The organism is Mycobacterium sp. E3247 (assembly GCF_001667785.1).
Classification (GTDB): domain Bacteria; phylum Actinomycetota; class Actinomycetes; order Mycobacteriales; family Mycobacteriaceae; genus Mycobacterium.
Genome location: NZ_LZJG01000487.1, coordinates 1 through 17,812, shown reverse-complemented (window position 1 = coordinate 17,812; position 17,812 = coordinate 1). Strand labels below are relative to the sequence as shown.

Sequence of the window (17,812 nt, the reverse complement as noted above, 5' to 3'; positions counted from 1 at the left end):
CCGTCAGCCCATCGGGTCGGTGCTCGAGTGCACCGCGTCCGCGACGGGGGTCGCCTCGGTCTCGGGGTAGAACGGGGGCGTCAGGCTGCCCCACCGCACGCAGCTCCAGCGCCCGTCGGTGATGGGAGCCAGCACCACCGATTCGGCGTTGTCCAGGTGGTTGTCCAGCGCGAAGCCGGCGTCCACCCCGGCCAGCACCGCGGCGGCCAGCCGGATGGCGGCGCCATGGCTGACGACGACAATGTCGCCGGTCCAGTCATGGTTGTCGAGGTAGCGCAGCCGCAGGTCGGTCAGCACCGGCACGTAGCGGTCCAGGACGTCGTTGCCGGTTTCCCCGCCGGGCAGCGGGACATCGAGGTCACCGCGGTGCCACTGCTCGTAGATCGCGTTGAACTCCGCGACCGCGTCGTCGTCGCTGCGGTTCTCCAGCCCGCCGACCTGGACCTCGTGGATCCCGGCGACCTCGGTGGCGGCCATCTGCAGTTCGCCGCCGATGACCCCCGCCGTCTGCGACGCGCGGATCGCCACCGAGTGAGCCAGCAGCGCCGGGCGTCCCGCACCGCGGGCGAAGGCGCGGGCCTGGTCGCGGCCCAGCGGCGTCAGCTCGGCCCCCGGGGGGCGGGTGTCCAGCCTGCGCTCGACGTTGCCGTAGGACTGGCCGTGTCGCAGTAACACCAGCCGGCCGGTCATAGCTCGACCCCCCCGGCAGTGGTTTCCGGTTTGCCCTCTCGGAGCCGCGACAGCCAGCGGGCCGCCTCGTCGGCGGGCGGCGGGAGCACACCCGCGGGCGAGCCCGTCGGCCAAGATCCCAGATATCGCACATCTGCACAACGCCGGTGCAGCGCTTTGAGTGCCTCGGCCACCGCGTCGTCGTCGATGTGGCCCACGCAGTCGGCGAAGAACACGTAGGTGCCCAGTGCCGTCCGGGTCGGGCGGGATTCGATCCGGGTCAGGTCGATGCCTCGGATCCCGAATTCGGTCAGCGCGCCCAGCAGCGCACCGGGCGCGTTGTCGATGCGCAGCACCACCGACGTCCGGTCGGCGCCGGTGCGGGCCGGCGGCGGGCCCGGCGGGCCGACCAGGAGGAAGCGGGTGCACGCGTTGGCCTCGTCGACCACGCCGCTGGCCAGTGCGGCCAGCCCCCAATGGGTCGCGGCCAGCGGCGAGGTCACCGCGGCGTCGGCCTGACCTTCGGCCACCTGACGAGCCGCGTCAGCGTTGGAGTAGGCGGGCCGCAGCTCGGCGTCGGGCAGGTGGGTCGCGACCCAATGCCGCACCTGCGCCGCCGCCACGGAAAACGCCGCCAGCGTGCGCACATCGGCGGCGGCGCGACCGGGCTGGACGACGATCGTGAAGGCGACGTCCAGGGTGGTCTCGGCGAACACCTGCAGGGGCGAGCCGATGGCCAGGCTGTCGAGCGTGGGGGTCACCGAGCCGTCGATCGAGTTCTCGATGGGCACGCAGGCGTATTCGGCACCGCCATCACGGACGGTGTCCAGCGCCGCGGCGGTGCTGTCGATCGGCAGGCGCCGGACCTCGCCGGGCGGCTGGCCCGGGATCAGGCCGGCGGCCGTGATCTGCGCCAGCGCCGCCTCGGTGAAGGTCCCTTCCGGACCGAGATAAGCGATGCGGACCACGCCCCAACCCTAGCGGCGACCGTCGCCAAACCGCTCCTTGCGGCATCCCCCGACTTAAGTTAACTTAGGCTTACCTAATTTGAGGAGAATAGTGTTACCGCTGACGTGCCCCGCCCCGACAACGGCCGAACGGATCCGCAGCGCGTGCGTGCGCGCCGGCGGAGCCCTCCTGGCGCTGGAAACCGCGCACCCGCGCCAGGACCCGGTCGTGACGCCCATCCATCACCTCCTGCCCGACGGGTCGTTCGCGCTGGCGCTCCCGAGTGAGAGCGACGGCCACCCCCAACGCGGGGTCGCAGGATCGCAGGCGCTGCTCGAGTTGACCGACTACGCGCCGCTGCCGCTGCGGGAGCCGGTGCGCTCACTGGTGTGGGTGCGCGGGCGTCTGCACGAATTCCACCCGGCCGAGGTCGCCGAGACGGTCGACCTGATCGCCGCCGAGTGGCCACACCCGGCGTTGCTCCAGGTCGACACCCCGAGGTGCGCGCCATCGGACGGGCAGGAACCCCGGTACACGCTGGTCCGGCTGGAGATCGCGTCCGTCGTCGTCACCGACGCCACCGGCGCCGAGCCGGTCAGCGTCGAGGATCTCCTGGCGGCCCGGCCCGACCCGTTCTGTGAGATCGAGTCGAACCTGCTGTGGCACTTGGACACCGCCCACAGCGACGTGGTTGCGCGGCTGGTGTCCCGGCTCCCGGCGCCGTTGCGTCGCGGGCAGGTCCGCCCCCTCGGCATCGACCGCTACGGCGTGCGGTTCCGCGTCGAAGGCAAGGACCGCGACCACGACGTCCGGCTGCCCTTCCACAAGCCGGTGGACGACATGACCGGATTGAGCCAGGCCATCCGGGTGCTGATGGGGTGTCCGTTCATCAACGGCCTGCACGCCCGCCGGTAGCCCAACCGGTCGTGTCGGGCCGACCGGCCGCGTACGTTAACCAGGTGAACGGCGATCGACCAGCGCAGCGGCCCGAGCCGCGTACCGAACCGTCGCCGGTGATTCGCCGCGGGGCCCACCCCCCGACACCGGCCGAACAGACCACGCCGCTGCGTCGGCCGACGCCACCCCCTCCAGCACCCCAGACGCCGCGCCCCGTCCCATCGGCGCCGCGCACCCGACAACCGCCCGGCCCGCCGCCCCGGCCCACCGCGCCGGGGCCACGTCGCAGGCGCGGCTGGCGCCGCTGGACGCGGGCGTTCGCCTCGACCCTGGTGATCGGCGTCCTGCTGGTCGGCATAGGTGCGGTATGCGGGGCCGTGTGGTTCGACAGCAGGCTGCACCGCGACGACGTTCTCACCGACTATCCGGGACGCCCCGGACCAGGCCGGGGGACGAACTGGCTGCTCGTCGGCTCGGACAGCCGCCAAGGCCTCAGCCCCGAGCAGCAGGAGAACCTGGCCACCGGCGGTGACATCGGCAGCAGCCGGACCGACACCATCCTGCTGGTACACCTGCCCGAGCTGTGGTCCGGCGGGCGGGTGACGATGGTGTCGATACCGCGGGACTCCTACGTCCCCATTCCCGGCCACGGCAAGGACAAGATCAACGCCGCCTTCGCGATGGGCGGGGCCGGCTTGCTGGTTCAGACGGTGGAACAGGCCACGGGGTTGCGCCTCGACCACTACGCCGAGATCGGATTCGGCGGGTTCGCCGGCGTGGTCGACGCGCTGGGCGGGGTGACGGTGTGTCCGACGGCTCCGCTTGACGACCCCTTGGCCGGGATCAACCTGCCCGCCGGCTGCCAGAAGCTCAACGGCCGCAACGCCCTCGGATACGTCCGGACGCGCGACACCCCGCGGGCGGACCTGGACCGGATGGTCAACCAGCGGCAATTCGTCGCGGCGCTGCTGCGCGCAGCCGGCAGCCCCGCGGTGTGGCTGAACCCGTGGCGCTGGTACTCGGTGCCGCGCGCGGTCGCCGACGCCCTGACCGTTGACCGCGGCGACCATGTCTGGGACCTGGCCCGCCTCGGCTGGGGACTGCACGGCTCCCCCACCGCCATGACCGTCCCGATCGGGGAGTTCACCAACGGCGACGCCGGATCGGTAGTGGTGTGGAACCACGACGAGGCCAGCCGGTTGTTCGAGGCGCTGGCCTCCGACGCGCCCGTGCCGACGGCTCCGCCGGACTAGTCGCACCCCTCGCCGCCGCGGCCGTTCTGCAGATAGGCCTTCGTCCGGCCCGGGTGGTGGGTGGCGAGCCACGCCACCCCGACATCACGGCAGAAGTCGAGATCGTCATACTCGTCGACATTCCAGCAGTACACGGCCCGGCCCTGGGCGATCGCGCGGTCCGCGAGCTGGGGATATTCCTTCAACGTCGCCAGCGACGGCCCGACGGCGGTGGCGCCGACGGCGGTGGCCGCGCCGCTGGTCAAGTAGCGCGCGGTCCTGCCGAGCAGCACGGTCGGCAGCAGCGGGGCGGCCCGCCGGATCCGCCAGACCGCGGCCGCCGAGAACGACATCACCACCGCGCGGGACCGGTCGGCGGAGGGAGGGGCGGCGATGCCGAACCGGTGCAGCAGCGCCAGCAGCTTGGTTTCCACCAGCGAGCCGTAGCGGACCGGGTGCTTGGTCTCGATGAACAGCTTGACCGGCCGCCGCCAGTCCAGAACGAGCGAGACCAGGGCGTCCAGTGTCAGCAGGCTGGTGTCACCGTGGGTGCCGTCTTCGCGCCAGCTGTCGTGCCACGCCCCGTACTCGAGCTCACGCAGCTCGGCAAGGGTCATCGTGCTGACCAAGCCGGCCCCGGTCGAGGTCCGGTCCAGCCGGCGATCGTGGACACACACCAGGTGGCCGTCGCGGGTCAGGCGCACGTCGCATTCCACGCCGTCGGCGCCTTCCTTGAGGGCGAGGTCATAGGCGGCCAGCGTGTGTTCGGGCCTGGCGGCCGACGCGCCGCGGTGGGCTACCACAAAGGGGTGCCCGGCGAGCACCTCCTCGGCCCACGTCATACGCCTAATGCTGCCGCTTCCTGACCCTCCAGCTCAACCGGGCGCGATGTCGGCGCCGAGTCGTTGGAGACCACGACCCAGCGGTGCGCGGGCCGCTCGACCGGTTTGCGCTCGAAGTCCTCGAAGACCCGGGCCGCGGCGGCCACGGTGAGCGCGGCGAGCAGGTAGGCGAAAACCATCGTCATCGTGTTGTTGGCGATGCCCTGGGCATCCCTGGCGAAGCTGGTCGCCATGGCGAAGACGGAGACCAGGTAGCTGGCGACCCACGCGATCCACCACTGGACGATGGGTCGACGTATCCGGCCGTAGTGCTCTTCCAGGATCGCCAGCTCGATGACGTAGACCGGCGCCCACAACAGATTGGCCAGCGGCACGATGCACCCCGCCCACAGCGTTCGGGTGGACCGCGGCTCGGGCAGACCGTGGTGCGCGAACACGGCGGCGCGGCGGGCGATCAGCCAGCGGATCAGCATCACGCCGGAAGTAAACACCGCCGCGATCGCGGCGACGCTGGCCAGGATGCCGAGCCAGTCCGCCCCGGCGGCGACCCAGGAGTTCAACAAGGTGTTCCGATTGATGATCAACAGCACGTACCGCACCGCGTAGATCAGAGCGGCTATGCCGAGGGTGAGGACGCTGACGAACAGCGTGGTGCGGATCCTCGGCGCCGACGGCGCGTGCGCCGCGGTTTGGGCGGCCGCCGGCGTTGGCTCGATGCGGTCGGCCAGGCCCCAGCGCGGGATCACGGCATAACGCGGCGTGGGGCCGAGCGGACGCCGTCCGCGCCTGGTGGGCGGAGCGGCGCCCGGGCGCACCGCTATCCAGCGGAAGCCCGGGGGCAGCCGCGGCGGGGTGCGCTGCCAACTCGGCGGCGCGGACGGCCGTGGCGCCGGCGCGGCGTTGGTTGCGCCCCACCGCGGGTCGGGCGCCGGCGCGTCCGCCAAGGGCGCCATCAGCGCTCCCCGACAGCGGGGACACCACTCGCGTTGCCGCTCGCGCACGTTCCACCGCGTGCCGCATTGGGAGCACACCTGGATCACCGGACTAGCCTAGCCTCGCGACGATGCGCGCCGCGGGACGCGGCGGGCTGAGGAGCGGGCAATCCAACGCCCCCTCGCGACGATGCGCGCCGCGGGACACGGCGGGCCGGCCGAGCTGAGCCCAGTCGGCTATCTACCCAACGCCCATGGCTATCCACAGTTTCCACAGGTTTATCCACACGCGGACGGTGGGTAAGGGAAGCATTACTACAGCACTACCGGCTAGCCGTGGTTCGACATGTGGATAACACCGCGGTCTTTTTGTCTTGCCATGGACAGCCCGCCACCGCCGTCGAGCGAAATGGGTTGCCTTGCTAAGCACCCGAAGCGCAGCGCGAGTGACCGCCGGTCACATTCTGCGGCCGATCACCTGCGCCAACCCGCAGTTCAGTGCGTCGTTTTCCAAGCCCGCCCTGAGGCGTTATGATCGCGTTCGCGAAAAATTGTTTGTGACTCACCTCACTGTCGCGGGGTGAGGAGCGGGTGAAAGGCGATTGATGGCCACGCATTCGTTCGGTCCGGGTTCACCGGCCCCCTCGAGGTCGTACTCCGGCTCGCCCGCGTGGAACCACAGCTACAGCGTCGCCGCCTTACGTGCCGGGCTGATCGCCCTCGCGCTGCTGGCGGTCCTCGCCCTCATCGTTTTGTCTTGATCCCAACTGTCTTGATTCGCCGCCGAGCGGGTATCCGCCTTCGGGGCTGATAGCCATTCTTGCGGTCCGTGCAGTCATGGAGCAGGGTTGTCTACGGCTGGCCGCCGCGTGGCAGGCCCGCGCGAATGAGCGTTAGTAGACAATCGAAGAAAGGAACGCCGTGGCTGAATACACCCTGCCCGATTTGGACTGGGACTATGCAGCGTTGGAACCGCACATCTCGGGTCAGATCAACGAGATCCATCACACTAAGCACCACGCCACGTACGTCAAGGGCGTGAACGACGCCGTTGCCAAACTCGAAGAGGCGCGCGCCAACGACGACCACGCCGCGATCTTCCTGAACGAAAAGAACCTTGCGTTTCATCTCGGCGGCCACGTCAACCACTCGATCTGGTGGAAGAATCTGTCGCCGGACGGCGGCGACAAGCCCACCGGCGACCTGGCCGCCGCGATCGACGACCAGTTCGGGTCGTTCGACAAGTTCCGCGCCCAGTTCAGCGCGGCCGCCAATGGCCTTCAGGGTTCGGGCTGGGCGGTGCTGGGCTATGACACGCTCGGCGATCGACTGCTCACCTTCCAGCTGTATGACCAGCAGGCCAATGTCCCGCTCGGCATCATTCCGCTGTTGCAGGTCGACATGTGGGAGCACGCCTTCTACCTGCAGTACAAGAACGTCAAGGCGGACTACGTCAAGGCGTTCTGGAACGTCGTCAACTGGGCCGACGTGCAAAAGCGGTACGCGGCGGCCACGTCGAAGACCGGCGGGTTGATCTTCGGCTGAGTCCACCTCGATCGGCAGGGGCGTCGCGCGGCATGCGCGGCGCCCCTGTCGTTTGTCCGGCTAGAAATCGGGCATTCCGAGAACATGTGCGCCACTGGCCGTGTCGGGTTGCACGGCGCCGAACCCGCAGGCATGCTTAATCATTCGAGCTACCAGTGTGGTTAATCGGATGGAGGCGTCGCGCGGAGGTCGAAAATGGAGACTGGGTCTGACCGCCCGATAGGGGTTTCCCCTTTCCATGCTCGTGGTGCCCTGAAAGGGTTTGTGATCTCCGGGCGTTGGCCCGATTCGACCAAAGAGTGGGCCCAGTTGCTGATGGTCGCGGTCAGGGTGGCGTCACTTCCCGGATTGCTCTCCACGACAACGGTGTTCGGCGCCCGGGAGGAGTTACCCGACGCCCCCGAGCCGGGCACCGTCGGCCTGGTGCTCGCCGAGGGCACCGTCTTCGGTGAATCGGCAATCCAGCCAGGCTATTTCGCCGATCACCAGCCACCGGCGCTGCTGATGTTGCATCCTCCCTCGGAGACCACCCCTTCCCTGCCGGAATGCAGCGGCGCGGCGTCGGGATGCGTCCTGCTGCCCGGGTTGCCGTATCTGGGACTCGAGCATCGGGCGGCCTGGGTGGAGGCCGAGGCGGACGGGACCATCACGTCCATGGTGAGCCGAGTCGGCGTGGACCCCATCTCCCACCCGGACACCGCGATTCTGGCGATGCTGCTTGCCGCGTAATCGTTCGACCCGGTGCTCGCACTACCGCCCGTCCCGCGTGCCGGTCCGGTCGGTCTGAAGGGGTCGCGGTCAGGTCGGCCGCTTCGCGCACGCCACCCCGCGTGGCCCGGCCGGCAGTCGGCGGCTGATAACGCGCGACGAACGCCGATTCGCATCCCCGACACGGCCACACGCGCCGAATTCCGGGCGCGGTAACGACCCGACAGCAAATAAGGCGTTAAGCAAGCATAAATTGCTGCCGCGTTGCGGTGCGCCTGCCCAGCACGTCCGCATTCTACACTTCGCCGAGCGCGGCGCCGCCGCCCCGCCACCTTGGCCGGAAGGCCGGATTCTGCGGATAACCTGTGAGTTTCGCAGATTTAGTGGACACCCCAGCGAATCAGTTAGACGCTCGTCAAGTGTGGCACCGGCAAGCTACAGCTACGCCCGGCCCGAATACGTGGGGGTTTGCACCTGGATAGGTACACCAACCCTCGCTACCATGATCAGCAAATACACCTAGGTAATAGTTCACTTCTACAGCCAAGTGGAGGTCATATCCAATGAGCACGACGTTCGCTGCTCGCCTGAACCGCCTGTTCGACACGGTGTATCCGCCCGGGCGCGGGCCGCACACCTCCGCGGAAGTGATCGCGGCGCTCAAGGCTGAGGGCGTCACGATGTCGGCTCCGTACCTCTCGCAGTTGCGGTCGGGCAACCGCACCAACCCGTCGGCGACGACGATGGCCGCATTGGCCAACTTCTTCCGCATCAAGCCGGCTTACTTCACCGACGACGAGTACTACGAGAAGCTCGACAAGGAGCTGTCATTCCTGGCCACGATTCGCGATGACGGGGTGCGCCGCATTGCCCTGCGCGCATCCGAGTTATCCCCCGAGGCCCAGCACGAGGTCATGCAGCGGGTCAACGAGCTGCGCCGCGCGGAGCACTTGGACGCATAGCGCGAGCCCGCGCCCGCACTCGGCTGGCCAGCCCCTACCTGGAGGGCTCCCGCCCGCCCATTCCGATTAGGGTTGGCTCACGGATCGCGCACGCGCGAAAGCGATAGTCCACGAGAGACCGGGGAGGCGGCCGGGTATGGGCCTGTTCCGCAAGCGAAAGAGTCGCGCGACGCGTCGCGCCGAAGCCCGTGCGATCAAGGCCCGCGCGAAGCTGGAGGCCAAGCTCGCAGCCAGGAACGAGACCCGCCGTTACAAGGCGGCCCAACGTGCGGAGGCCAAGGCCCTCAGGGCGCAGATCAAGGCCCAACGGGACAGCGACCGGACCGCGTTGAAGGTCGCCGAGGCCGAACTCAAAGCGGCGCGCGAGGGCAAGATCTTTTCGCCGGCGCGCATCAGGCGGGCGCTGACCGTGTCCCGGTTGCTCGCGCCGGTCCTCACGCCGGTCATCTATCGCGGCGCGGTCTCGGCGCGTGCGCTGATCGATCAGCGCCGCGCGGATCGACTCGGGATTCCTCTCGCCCAGATCGGGCAGTTCTCCGGCCACGGCGCGCAGCTGTCCGCCCGGATCGCCGGAGCGGAGAAGTCGCTGCGGGCCGTGCAGGACAAGAAGCCCAAGGACGCCGAGACCAAACAGTTCGTAGCGGCCATCACCGAGCGGCTCACCGACCTGTCGGCGGCCGTCACCGCCGCGGAGAACATGCCGGCCGCGCGACGCCGGGCGGCCCACGCCGCGATCTCGTCGCAGCTCGACGGCATCGAGGCGGACCTGATGGCCCGGCTCGGGCTGAGCTGACGCACGGATGCGCCCGCGCAGACTGTCGAGGCTGGCCCGCCTCCCGATCGCGGTGGCCGCCGCCGTCGCCCTCTACCTGGCCTCTGCGGCCCACCTTCCGGCGGCCGGGGCACACGTCCACGCCAGCAGCGACGACGCGGTGCGCGGCGCCATGGCAGTCGTCACCTTTCAGGTCCCCAACGAATCCAACACGGGCGCGCTAACCACCGCTCTGAGTGTCGCCCTGCCCGACGTGGCCTCGGCGCGGGCCGAGAGCATGCCGGGGTGGACGATCAAGGTCGACCGCGACGCGGCATCGGGCGCCGTGCACTCGGTGACGTGGACGGCCGCGCCGGGCGGCGGGATCGCGGCCGATCAGTTCGCGCTGTTCCGGATCTCGGTGAAGCTGCCCGACACCGAGACCGCCAGCTTCCCGGCCACGCAGACCTATTCGGACGGAGCCGTCGTGAAGTGGGACCAGCCGCCGCAGCCCGGCGGCGGCGAACCCGAACACCCGGTGCCCACGCTGGCACTCGCCGCCGGACCCGTCGCGCCGCACGACCACCACCCGGCGCCCGGGCAGCCGGCCGAGCAGGCGACCGCGCCGCCGCAGCCCAGATCCGCGGACGACACCGCCCGACTGTTGGGCGGCGCGGCCCTGGTCCTCGCCGCGCTGGGAGTCTGCATTGCGCTGATCCGCCGACGGACATGAGGCGGTTGGCGGCCGCCGCATGCGTCGGCGCCCTGCTGATGATCGCCACCCTGACGGCGCCGGCGGCATCGGCGCACGCCGCTCGCGTCTCCACCGATCCGGCCGACAAAGCGATCCTCACGACCGGTCCCGAGCAGGTCAGCGCCACCTTCAACGAACAGCTGCAGACCACGTTCGCGGCCATGACCGTCGTCGGGCCCGACGGCAACGTGTGGTCCGCCGGCGACCCCACGGTGCAGGGCGCGGTGGTCGGCATCGGCCTGCGGCCGCTGGGGCCGGCCGGGACCTACACCGTCAATTACCGGGTGACCTCCGCCGACGGTCACGTGGTCTCCGGATCCTGGTCGTTCCGGCTGACCGTGCCGGGCACCGGCAAGCCGGGGCCTCCGGCGGGCGGGGACCACGCCGGAGGCCGGGACTCGGCGGTCCCGGTGTGGCCGTTCGTCGTGGTGGCGGCGGTGCTCGTCGCCGGAGGCGCTGTGTGGGCGCTGCGGCGCCGACCGTGACCGGCGGCCGAGGCGCCCGCACCCGTGCTGGCATGATGGGTTCGAAGAACCCGCGTCGGCTAGAGAACTACTGAAAGATTGCTCAAGGAGCGGCCGCATGGCAGACCCGCAGGACCAACCCAACAGCGAACCCGACGGCGCATCGACCCCGCCGCCGGAAAAGAAGCCTCCGGCCAAGGCGGTCAAGAAGGCCGCGAAAGCTCCCGCCAAGAAAGCTCCTGCGAAAAAGGCGCCCGCCAAAAAGGCACCGGCGAAGAAGGCACCGGCGAAGAAGGCACCCGCCAAAGCCGTCCAGCCCCCCGCGAAGGCCGCCGAGCCACCGCTTGAGGTGCAGCAGCGAATCGAAAGCAACGGCGATCTCACCGCGGCCGCCAAAGACGCTGCGGCACAAGCAAAATCCACAGTCGATGCCGCCAACAACCCGGTTTCCCCCGACGTTCGCGGTTCGGTCCTGAGCCAGTCGCCGGTGCCGTTGATCGTCGCCCTGGCCGTCAGCCTGCTGGCGATCCTGTTGATCCGGCAGCTGCGGCGCCACTGAGCGCGCGCGTAGCCGCTACCGTGTCAGGCGTGACCGTGTCATTCCAGCCGACCGCCGACCTCGTCGACGACATCGGACCCGACGTACGCAGTTGCGACGTCCAATTCCGCCAGTTCGGTGGCCGCCACCAATTCGCCGGGCCGATCAGCACGGTGCGCTGCTTCGAAGACAACGCGCTGCTGAAATCCGTGCTGTCCCAGCCGAGTGCGGGCGGCGTGCTGGTGATCGACGGCGGCGGCTCGCTGCACTCGGCGCTGGTCGGCGACGTCATCGCCGAGCTGGCCCGCGCCAACGGCTGGGCCGGCCTCATCGTCAACGGCGCGGTGCGTGACGCCGCCGCGCTGCGTGGCCTCGACATCGGCATCAAGGCGCTGGGCACCAACCCCCGCAAGAGCAGCAAGACCGGAGCCGGCGAGCGCGACGTCGAGGTCACGCTGGGTGGGGTGACGTTCGTCCCGGGTGAGATCGCCTACAGCGACGACGACGGCATCGTCGTCGTCAAGCCCTAAACCGCAACCGGCGCACGCTTTTTCGCGAATCGCAGGCCCTCGTCGTCAACCTTGCCGCGCCGGATGGTGCGCATGTCGAAGAGGTAGTTCTGCTTGAGCCGCCATGGGGCGCGCGACCCCGACTTGGGCAGCAGGTGCATCGAGCGCTGGAAATAGCCAGGGTTGAAGTCCATGAACGGCAGTTCGTCGACGTCGGCGCCGGGGTGCTGCGGCTCAACGAAGTCAAATCCCTTGTCGTCCATGTAGTTCAGCAGCCGGCAGACGAACTCGGAGACCAGGTCGGCCTTGAGGGTCCACGACGCGTTGGTGTAGCCGAAGGTGATCGCGAAGTTGGGCACGCCGGAGAACATCAGGCCCTTGTAGGTCATCAACGATGTCAGCTCGATCGGCTCCCCGTTTCGGGTGGGCCGCACCCCGCCCAGCAACTGCATGTTCAATCCCGTTGCGGTGATGATGATGTCGGCCTGCAGTTCCTCGCCCGAGGTGAGCCTGATCCCCGTCTTGGTGAACCGGTCGATGGTGTCGGTGACGACGTCGGCCTTGCCGTGCCGGATGGTGCGGAAGAAATCGCCGTCGGGGGCCAGGCACAGCCGCTGATCCCACACGTTGTACCGCGGACCGAAGTGCTTTTCGACGTCGTAGCCCTCCGGCAGGCGCCGCTTGGCCATGGTCATCAACGTCTTGCGCATGTAGGCCGGGCGCTTCCTCGACAGCTGGTACTGGAAGGTGCTGAACGCGATGGCCTTCCAGCGATTCGCGATGTGCGCCAGCCGGCCCGGCAGCAACCGGTTGGCCTGCTCGGCGAACGGGTCGATCCCGGGCAGCGAGCCGATGTACGTCGGCGAGCGCTGCAGCATCGTGACGTGGCCAGAGCCGGTGTTCACCAGCGCCGGGATCAGCGTGATCGCGGTGGCTCCGGAGCCGATGACGATGATCTTCTTGCCCGTGTAGTCGAGGTCCTCCGGCCAGTGCTGCGGGTGGACGATCCTGCCCTCGAAGTCCTCGGCGCCGGGGAAGGTCGGCGAATATCCCTCGTCGTAGTTGTAGTAGCCGGTGCAGGCGAACAGGAACGAACACGTCAGCTCGCGCTGGTCGCCATCGGATTCGACGATCAGGGTCCAGCGGTTCTCGGCGTCGGACCAATCGGCGGCGACGACGCGCTGGCGGTAGCGGATGTGCCGGTCGATCTTGTTCTCGACCGCGGCCTCCTTGATGTAGTTCTTGATGTCGGCGCCCTCGGCGATCGACTGCGCCGAGCGCCAGGGCTTGAACCGGAACCCGAGGGTGAACATGTCGGAGTCCGACCGGATGCCCGGGTATTTGAACAGGTCCCAGGTGCCGCCCAGGTCGTCGCGGCGTTCGAGGATCGCGTAGCTCTTGGTCGGGCAGCGCTCCTGCAGGTGCCACGCCGCGCTGATCCCGGAGATGCCGGCGCCCACGATGATCACGTCAAGGTGCTCACTCATGCGGCCACGCTATCAACGTGCTGTCGATTGAGTCAACGCTGTGTCGAAACTTTCGACGCTGTGTAAAGTAACGGGCGTGACTACCGCCGGCCAGACCCGTGCCCTGCGTGGCCGCCGCGCCATCCGCCCCTCCGGCGACGACCGTGAACAGGCGATCCTGGCGACCGCCGAACGGCTGCTGGAGCAGCGCTCGTTCACCGACATCTCCGTCGACGACCTGGCCAAAGGGGCGGGGTTATCGCGCCCGACGTTCTACTTCTATTTCAAGTCCAAGGAAGCGGTGCTGCTCTCCCTGCTGGAGCCGGTGATCGCGCGCGCCGACTCCGAGTTCGACGGGGCCGTCCAACGGCTGCCGGAGGATCCGCGCCGGGTGTGGCGTAACGGCATCAAGGCGTTCTACAAGGCGTTCAGTTCGCACCGCCGGCTGGCCCGCGCCGCCACCGAGGCCTTGGCGACAAGCTCCGAGTTGCGGGTCGTGTGGTTGGGGTTCATGCAGAAGTGGATCGATCAGACGGCGACCATGATCACCGCGGAACGCGCTCGCGGCGCCGCCCCGGAGACGATTCCGGCGGCGGACCTGGCGACCTCACTGAACCAGATGAACGAGCGCACGATGATGGCCGCGTTGTCCGCCGAGACGCCGGCGGTCAACGAGGACCGGGTCGTCGACACCCTCACCCACATCTGGGTGACGAGCATCTACGGCGAAACCGGCTAGGTGGCGATCGCAAGCGCGGCGTAGCCGGGCGAAGCGGGTCGCCACCATCGGATGGCGTCACCCACCCGTGCGAACATATGTTCGTGCGGTGTGATGCGTCCATCCTGCACGCGGACCTGGATTCCTTCTACGCGTCCGTCGAACAGCGCGACGACCCGACGTTGCGGGGCCGCCCCGTGATCGTCGGGGGTGGGGTGGTGCTCGCCGCCAGCTACGAGGCGAAGGCCTACGGTGTGCGCACCGCGATGGGTGGCGGCCAGGCGCGACGGCTGTGCCCGCACGCCGTGGTGGTGCCGCCGCGGATGCGGGCTTACAGCCGCGCCAGCGAGGCGGTCTTCGAGGTGTTCCGCGACTGCACACCGATCGTTGAGCCGCTCTCGGTGGACGAGGCGTTCCTCGACGTCGGCGGGCTGCGCCGGGTTTCCGGGACACCGGTCCAGATCGCCGCGCGGCTGCGTGCCGACGTGCGAGAGCGGGTCGGGCTGCCCATCACCGTGGGCGTCGCCCGGACCAAGTTCCTCGCCAAGGTCGCCAGCCAGGAGGCCAAGCCGGACGGGCTGTTGCTGGTCCCGCCCGACCGGGAGCTGGCCTTCCTGCACCCGCTGCCGGTGCGGCGGCTCTGGGGTGTGGGCGCCAAGACGGCAGACAAACTCCACGCCCACGGGCTGGTGACGGTCGCCGACGTCGCCGAGCTGAGCGAATCGACGCTGGCGTCGCTGCTGGGCTGCGCGATGGGCCGCCAGCTGTTCGCCCTGTCCCGCAACATCGACCGCCGGCGGGTGACCACCGGAGCGCGTCGCCGGTCGGTGGGCGCGCAGCGCGCGCTGGGCCGCGCCGGCAACACGATGTCACCCGCCGAGATCGACGCGGTGGTGGTCAACCTGATCGACCGCATCACCGGCCGGATGCGCGTCGCCGGACGCACCGGGCGCACGGTGACGCTGCGCCTACGGTTCGACGACTTCGGCCGGGTGACGCGGTCGCGGACGCTGCCGTGGGCGACGTCCTCGACGCAGCCGGTCCTGGCCGCCGCGCGCCAGCTGGTAGCGGCGGCCGCACCACTGATCGCCCAGCGCGGGCTCACGCTGGTCGGCTTCACGGTGTCGGGCATCGACCGAAGCGGCGCCCAGCAGCTGACGCTCCCCTTCGACAACGACGAGCACCGGCTCTCGATCGATGCGGCGATCGACCGGGTGCGCGATCGCTACGGCAAATCCGCGCTGACGCCCGCGGTGCTCGTGGGCCGCGACCCCGGGCTGGAGATGCCGCACCTACCCGACTGAGCGGTTTGCACCTCGTTTCGAATTCTCCTACGCCGCAAATGTTTTCAATGATTTGAGGTTGATGTGAGATGGTCTTCGCCCGTGGCGCGTCCGAAGCCCCGCTAGCTAGGCTGGGGAAAACCCGACCTCGAAAGTGAGTAACTGAACACGATGCCGCCGCCGGACAAGGCCCGCGCAAGCGGCCCGCCCCGCGAAGGCATCCTGCTCGGTTACAGCGCCGTATTGGCGTTGTCAGCGGGTTTCGTCAACGCGGTCGCACTCCTGATCCTGGCCTTGCCGGTCGGTAACCTCACCGCGATCACCACGCAGTTGGGCATGAACACGGCCAACCCGTGGCTCTATGAAGGCCACGTGCTCGGTGCGATCTTTCTGGGCTTCCTGATGGGCGCGACGGTGGCCGGGGCGGTTCTTGCGCCCACCGAAGCCCTCGCGGGCCGCCGGCACGCCTTCGTGCTGCTCACCGAGGCGGCCCTCCTGGTGCTGGCCGCCGCCGGCGTGGAGGAAACCTTTGTCAGGCGGCAGATCAATGCGCTGGGGGTCGAGCTAACCGCGGTGCAGGCGCTGTTGGCCGCCGCGGCCCTCGGTCTCCAGAACGGGATGACCTCGAGCTTCCGCGGGATGGCGATCCGCACCACCCACTTCACCGGGACGGTCACCGACCTCGGGCTGATGCTCGGCCGCAGTCGGCAACACGGCATCAAGAAATGGAATGCCGCGATTCTGGTGACGACGCTCCTATTGTTTCTGGGAGGGGGCGTGGCCGGGATCGTGTTTGGCGCCGAGTTGGGCGGTTACGCGTTGCTCATTCCGGCCGCGACCTGCGCGGCCGTCGCCGGGGCCAACGTGCTGCATGGTGCTGGCCGCAAAGACGAACCGGTTCCCGATGCCGAGGAAGCCGTGCGGGTCTGAGCCGGCTCAATTCGAGCCCGCCCACTCCAGCAGCTTGTCGGCCGGCCAGGCGTTGACGATCCGGTCGACGGGCACGCCGTTGTCCACGGCACGCTGAGCGCCGTAGCCCAGAAAGTCGAGCTGGCCGGGCGCGTGTGCGTCGGTGTTGATGCTGAACACGCAGCCGATGTCCAGTGCCAACTTGAGCAGGCGGGTCGGCGGGTCGCGCCGTTCGGGCCGCGAATTGATCTCCACCGCGGTCCCGTGCTCGCGGCAGGCGGTGAACACCGCTTCCGCGTCGAACTTCGACTCCGGCCGGATGCCCCGGTTTCCGGAGACCAGCCGGCCGGTGCAGTGGCCCAAGACGTCGGCATGGGGATTGGACACGGCCCGCACCATGCGCCGCGTCATCGCCGCGGCATCCATCGACAGCTTCGAATGCACGCTGGCCACGACGACGTCGAGGCGCTCGAGCAGCTCGGGCTCCTGGTCGAGGCTGCCGTCTTCGAGGATGTCCACCTCGATCCCGGTCAGGATGCGCATCGGGGCGAACTGGTCACGCAGCCTGTCGATCACGTCGAGCTGGGCGCGCAGCCGTTCCGGCGACAGCCCGTTGGCGATCGTCAGCCGCGGCGAATGGTCGGTCAGCGCACAGTACTCATGCCCCAGCGCGGACGCGGTCGCCATCATCTCGTCGATCGGAGCGGACCCGTCGGACCAGTTCGAATGCAGATGCAGGTCGCCGCGCAACGCGGCACGGATGTCACCGCCGCCGAGATCCTCTGCGGTGGAACGCAATTCGACGAGGACATCGGGCTCGCGGCCCGACCAGGCCTGGTCGATCACCTTCGCGGTTTTGGGCCCGATCCCGGGCAACGACTGCCAGCTGTTGGCCTGGCCGTGCCGCTCCCGCGCCGCGTCGTCGAGACCTTCGATGATGTCGGCGGCGTTGCGATACGCCATAACCCGCCGGGGATCGTGGCGGCTGCGGTCCTTGTAGTAGGCGATCTGCCGCAAAGCGTCAACGGGATCCATGGTTCCAGTGTGCCCGCGCGGTGACTGCAAGCGGGGCGCAGCGGGGCGCCGCAGGCGACCGCCGCAATCCCCTAGACGAGCGTCACCCGCTTGCTCGGGGTCGCCCTCGGACTTCTGCATGGCCGATGCTGTTGCGCCACAGATGATTCCGGTGCCAAGAAACTTCAGCGAGCTGTCGCTCACAGTTAATCCGACATGCGTATAACTAGCTGAGCTAAACGTACGTTCGGCTAAGAATCGCGCCGAGGGAACGGAGACGTCGTCGTGGATTATGGGTTGCTGCCCCCTGAGGTGAATTCCGGGCGGATGTATGCCGGGCCGGGCTCGGGACCGATGCTGGCGGCCGCGGCGGCCTGGGATGCGTTGGCTGCGCAGTTGGAGTCCGCCGCCAGCGGCTACTCGGCGGAGGTGTCAGGGCTTACCGGGCGGTGGTTTGGTCCGTCGGCGACGAGGATGGCGGTCGCGGCCACACCGTTCGTGGCGTGGTTGCAGGCCAGTGGGATTGCGGCAGCGCGCACCGCGGCCCAAGCGTACGAGGCGGCGGCGGCCTACGAGGCCGCGTTCGCGATGACGGTGCCCCCGCCGGTGATTGCGGCCAACCGGGCGCAGTTGATGGCGTTGATCGCGACCAACTTTCTCGGGCAGAACAC

General features: G+C 69.0%; 21 protein-coding genes. 15 read left to right on the top strand and 6 right to left on the bottom strand.

Going from position 1 to position 17,812, the window contains the following annotated elements; translation table 11 throughout:
- Positions 1-3: 3 nt before the first annotated feature.
- Positions 4-690 (bottom strand): histidine phosphatase family protein, encoded by a 687-nt coding sequence (locus tag A9X04_RS23690; protein WP_067925820.1) that lies wholly within the window; start codon positions 688-690, stop codon positions 4-6.
- Positions 687-1,637: a prephenate dehydratase gene (gene pheA, locus A9X04_RS23685; RefSeq protein WP_067925817.1), complete on the bottom strand. Its 951-nt coding sequence runs from the start codon at positions 1,635-1,637 to the stop codon at positions 687-689. Before pheA ends, A9X04_RS23690 begins: the two co-directional genes overlap by 4 nt.
- 91 nt (positions 1,638-1,728) lie before the next feature.
- On the opposite strand from pheA, the gene A9X04_RS23680 reads away from it, so the two are divergent.
- Positions 1,729-2,532 carry a DUF2470 domain-containing protein gene (locus tag A9X04_RS23680; RefSeq protein ID WP_067925813.1) on the top strand — a complete coding sequence of 268 codons (804 nt, stop codon included), beginning with the start codon at positions 1,729-1,731 and terminating at the stop codon, positions 2,530-2,532.
- A 44-nt stretch (positions 2,533-2,576) separates the two neighbouring features.
- Positions 2,577-3,767, top strand: coding sequence for an LCP family protein (locus A9X04_RS23675; protein ID WP_067925866.1), 1,191 nt, complete (start codon positions 2,577-2,579; stop codon positions 3,765-3,767).
- On the opposite strand, the gene A9X04_RS23670 is transcribed toward A9X04_RS23675, so the two are convergent.
- Together A9X04_RS23670 and A9X04_RS23665 are read right to left on the bottom strand one after the other, a co-directional pair.
- A complete protein-coding gene (locus tag A9X04_RS23670) occupies positions 3,764-4,588 on the bottom strand; it encodes a glycerophosphodiester phosphodiesterase (protein ID WP_067925810.1) in 825 nt (274 codons plus the stop codon). The two genes, A9X04_RS23675 and A9X04_RS23670, sit on opposite strands and share 4 nt — an antisense overlap.
- Positions 4,585-5,628 (bottom strand): DUF4328 domain-containing protein, encoded by a 1,044-nt coding sequence (locus A9X04_RS23665; protein WP_082975201.1) that lies wholly within the window; start codon positions 5,626-5,628, stop codon positions 4,585-4,587. The genes A9X04_RS23670 and A9X04_RS23665 overlap by 4 nt, the downstream gene beginning before the upstream one ends.
- 497 nt (positions 5,629-6,125) lie before the next feature.
- Between A9X04_RS23665 and A9X04_RS31120 the strand changes: the two genes are divergently transcribed.
- The 9 genes from A9X04_RS31120 (at position 6,126) to rraA (ending at position 11,772) form a co-directional block, all read left to right on the top strand.
- Complete coding sequence (locus tag A9X04_RS31120) at positions 6,126-6,281, top strand: hypothetical protein (RefSeq protein ID WP_197509347.1); 156 nt, start codon at positions 6,126-6,128, stop codon at positions 6,279-6,281.
- Between the two features lie 160 nt (positions 6,282-6,441).
- Positions 6,442-7,065, top strand: coding sequence for a superoxide dismutase (locus A9X04_RS23660; RefSeq protein WP_067925807.1), 624 nt, complete (start codon positions 6,442-6,444; stop codon positions 7,063-7,065).
- 195 nt (positions 7,066-7,260) lie between these two features.
- Positions 7,261-7,794: a peptidase gene (locus A9X04_RS23655; protein ID WP_067925804.1), complete on the top strand. Its 534-nt coding sequence runs from the start codon at positions 7,261-7,263 to the stop codon at positions 7,792-7,794.
- Between the two features lie 542 nt (positions 7,795-8,336).
- Entirely contained in the window at positions 8,337-8,735 is a 399-nt protein-coding gene (locus tag A9X04_RS23650; protein WP_067925801.1) for a helix-turn-helix transcriptional regulator, read from the top strand.
- A gap of 136 nt (positions 8,736-8,871) precedes the next feature.
- Positions 8,872-9,528: a DUF6474 family protein gene (locus A9X04_RS23645; protein WP_067925798.1), complete on the top strand. Its 657-nt coding sequence runs from the start codon at positions 8,872-8,874 to the stop codon at positions 9,526-9,528.
- Between the two features lie 7 nt (positions 9,529-9,535).
- Entirely contained in the window at positions 9,536-10,219 is a 684-nt protein-coding gene (locus A9X04_RS23640; RefSeq protein ID WP_067925795.1) for a YcnI family protein, read from the top strand.
- Positions 10,216-10,725, top strand: a complete 510-nt coding sequence (locus tag A9X04_RS23635) for a copper resistance CopC family protein (protein WP_067925792.1) — start codon at positions 10,216-10,218, stop codon at positions 10,723-10,725. The genes A9X04_RS23640 and A9X04_RS23635 overlap by 4 nt, the downstream gene beginning before the upstream one ends.
- Before the next feature lie 97 nt (positions 10,726-10,822).
- Positions 10,823-11,263 (top strand): nucleoid-structuring protein H-NS, encoded by a 441-nt coding sequence (locus A9X04_RS32160; protein ID WP_067925789.1) that lies wholly within the window; start codon positions 10,823-10,825, stop codon positions 11,261-11,263.
- A gap of 29 nt (positions 11,264-11,292) precedes the next feature.
- On the top strand, positions 11,293-11,772 hold the full coding sequence (gene rraA, locus A9X04_RS23625) for a ribonuclease E activity regulator RraA (RefSeq protein ID WP_067925786.1): 480 nt from the start codon (positions 11,293-11,295) through the stop codon (positions 11,770-11,772).
- Here the strand turns inward: rraA and A9X04_RS23620 are convergent.
- Positions 11,769-13,238, bottom strand: coding sequence for an NAD(P)/FAD-dependent oxidoreductase (locus A9X04_RS23620; protein ID WP_067925783.1), 1,470 nt, complete (start codon positions 13,236-13,238; stop codon positions 11,769-11,771). The genes rraA and A9X04_RS23620 overlap by 4 nt on opposite strands.
- A gap of 76 nt (positions 13,239-13,314) precedes the next feature.
- Here A9X04_RS23620 and A9X04_RS23615 point away from each other — a divergent pair, with 76 nt between their 5' ends.
- From A9X04_RS23615 to A9X04_RS23605, 3 genes are all read left to right on the top strand, one after another.
- Positions 13,315-13,956 (top strand): TetR/AcrR family transcriptional regulator, encoded by a 642-nt coding sequence (locus A9X04_RS23615; protein ID WP_067925780.1) that lies wholly within the window; start codon positions 13,315-13,317, stop codon positions 13,954-13,956.
- Positions 13,957-14,033: 77 nt separating this feature from the next.
- Entirely contained in the window at positions 14,034-15,239 is a 1,206-nt protein-coding gene (gene dinB / locus A9X04_RS23610) for a DNA polymerase IV (protein WP_067925777.1), read from the top strand.
- Between the two features lie 150 nt (positions 15,240-15,389).
- On the top strand, positions 15,390-16,148 hold the full coding sequence (locus A9X04_RS23605; RefSeq protein WP_067925774.1) for a YoaK family protein: 759 nt from the start codon (positions 15,390-15,392) through the stop codon (positions 16,146-16,148).
- Between the two features lie 6 nt (positions 16,149-16,154).
- On the opposite strand, the gene A9X04_RS23600 is transcribed toward A9X04_RS23605, so the two are convergent.
- The gene (locus A9X04_RS23600; protein ID WP_067925770.1) at positions 16,155-17,162 is read right to left on the bottom strand and encodes a PHP domain-containing protein; all 1,008 of its coding nucleotides are present in this window, start codon (positions 17,160-17,162) and stop codon (positions 16,155-16,157) included.
- A gap of 264 nt (positions 17,163-17,426) precedes the next feature.
- On the opposite strand from A9X04_RS23600, the gene A9X04_RS23595 reads away from it, so the two are divergent.
- On the top strand, positions 17,427-17,812 hold a 386-nt coding region (locus A9X04_RS23595), incomplete at its 3' end, for a PPE family protein (RefSeq protein ID WP_156764513.1).

What these genes read in the sequence shown, in the direction of transcription:
- A9X04_RS23690 (WP_067925820.1), bottom strand. Translation starts at nt 690, where the DNA reads ATGACCGGCCGGCTGGTGTTACTGCGACACGGCCAGTCCTACGGCAAC.
- A9X04_RS23670 (WP_067925810.1), bottom strand. Translation starts at nt 4,588, where the DNA reads ATGACGTGGGCCGAGGAGGTGCTCGCCGGGCACCCCTTTGTGGTAGCC.
- A9X04_RS31120 (WP_197509347.1), top strand. Translation starts at nt 6,126, where the DNA reads ATGGCCACGCATTCGTTCGGTCCGGGTTCACCGGCCCCCTCGAGGTCG.
- A9X04_RS23655 (WP_067925804.1), top strand. Translation starts at nt 7,261, where the DNA reads ATGGAGACTGGGTCTGACCGCCCGATAGGGGTTTCCCCTTTCCATGCT.
- A9X04_RS23650 (WP_067925801.1), top strand. Translation starts at nt 8,337, where the DNA reads ATGAGCACGACGTTCGCTGCTCGCCTGAACCGCCTGTTCGACACGGTG.
- A9X04_RS23645 (WP_067925798.1), top strand. Translation starts at nt 8,872, where the DNA reads ATGGGCCTGTTCCGCAAGCGAAAGAGTCGCGCGACGCGTCGCGCCGAA.
- A9X04_RS23640 (WP_067925795.1), top strand. Translation starts at nt 9,536, where the DNA reads ATGCGCCCGCGCAGACTGTCGAGGCTGGCCCGCCTCCCGATCGCGGTG.
- A9X04_RS23635 (WP_067925792.1), top strand. Translation starts at nt 10,216, where the DNA reads ATGAGGCGGTTGGCGGCCGCCGCATGCGTCGGCGCCCTGCTGATGATC.
- A9X04_RS32160 (WP_067925789.1), top strand. Translation starts at nt 10,823, where the DNA reads ATGGCAGACCCGCAGGACCAACCCAACAGCGAACCCGACGGCGCATCG.
- A9X04_RS23620 (WP_067925783.1), bottom strand. Translation starts at nt 13,238, where the DNA reads ATGAGTGAGCACCTTGACGTGATCATCGTGGGCGCCGGCATCTCCGGG.
- dinB (WP_067925777.1), top strand. Translation starts at nt 14,034, where the DNA reads ATGTTCGTGCGGTGTGATGCGTCCATCCTGCACGCGGACCTGGATTCC.
- A9X04_RS23605 (WP_067925774.1), top strand. Translation starts at nt 15,390, where the DNA reads ATGCCGCCGCCGGACAAGGCCCGCGCAAGCGGCCCGCCCCGCGAAGGC.
- A9X04_RS23600 (WP_067925770.1), bottom strand. Translation starts at nt 17,162, where the DNA reads ATGGATCCCGTTGACGCTTTGCGGCAGATCGCCTACTACAAGGACCGC.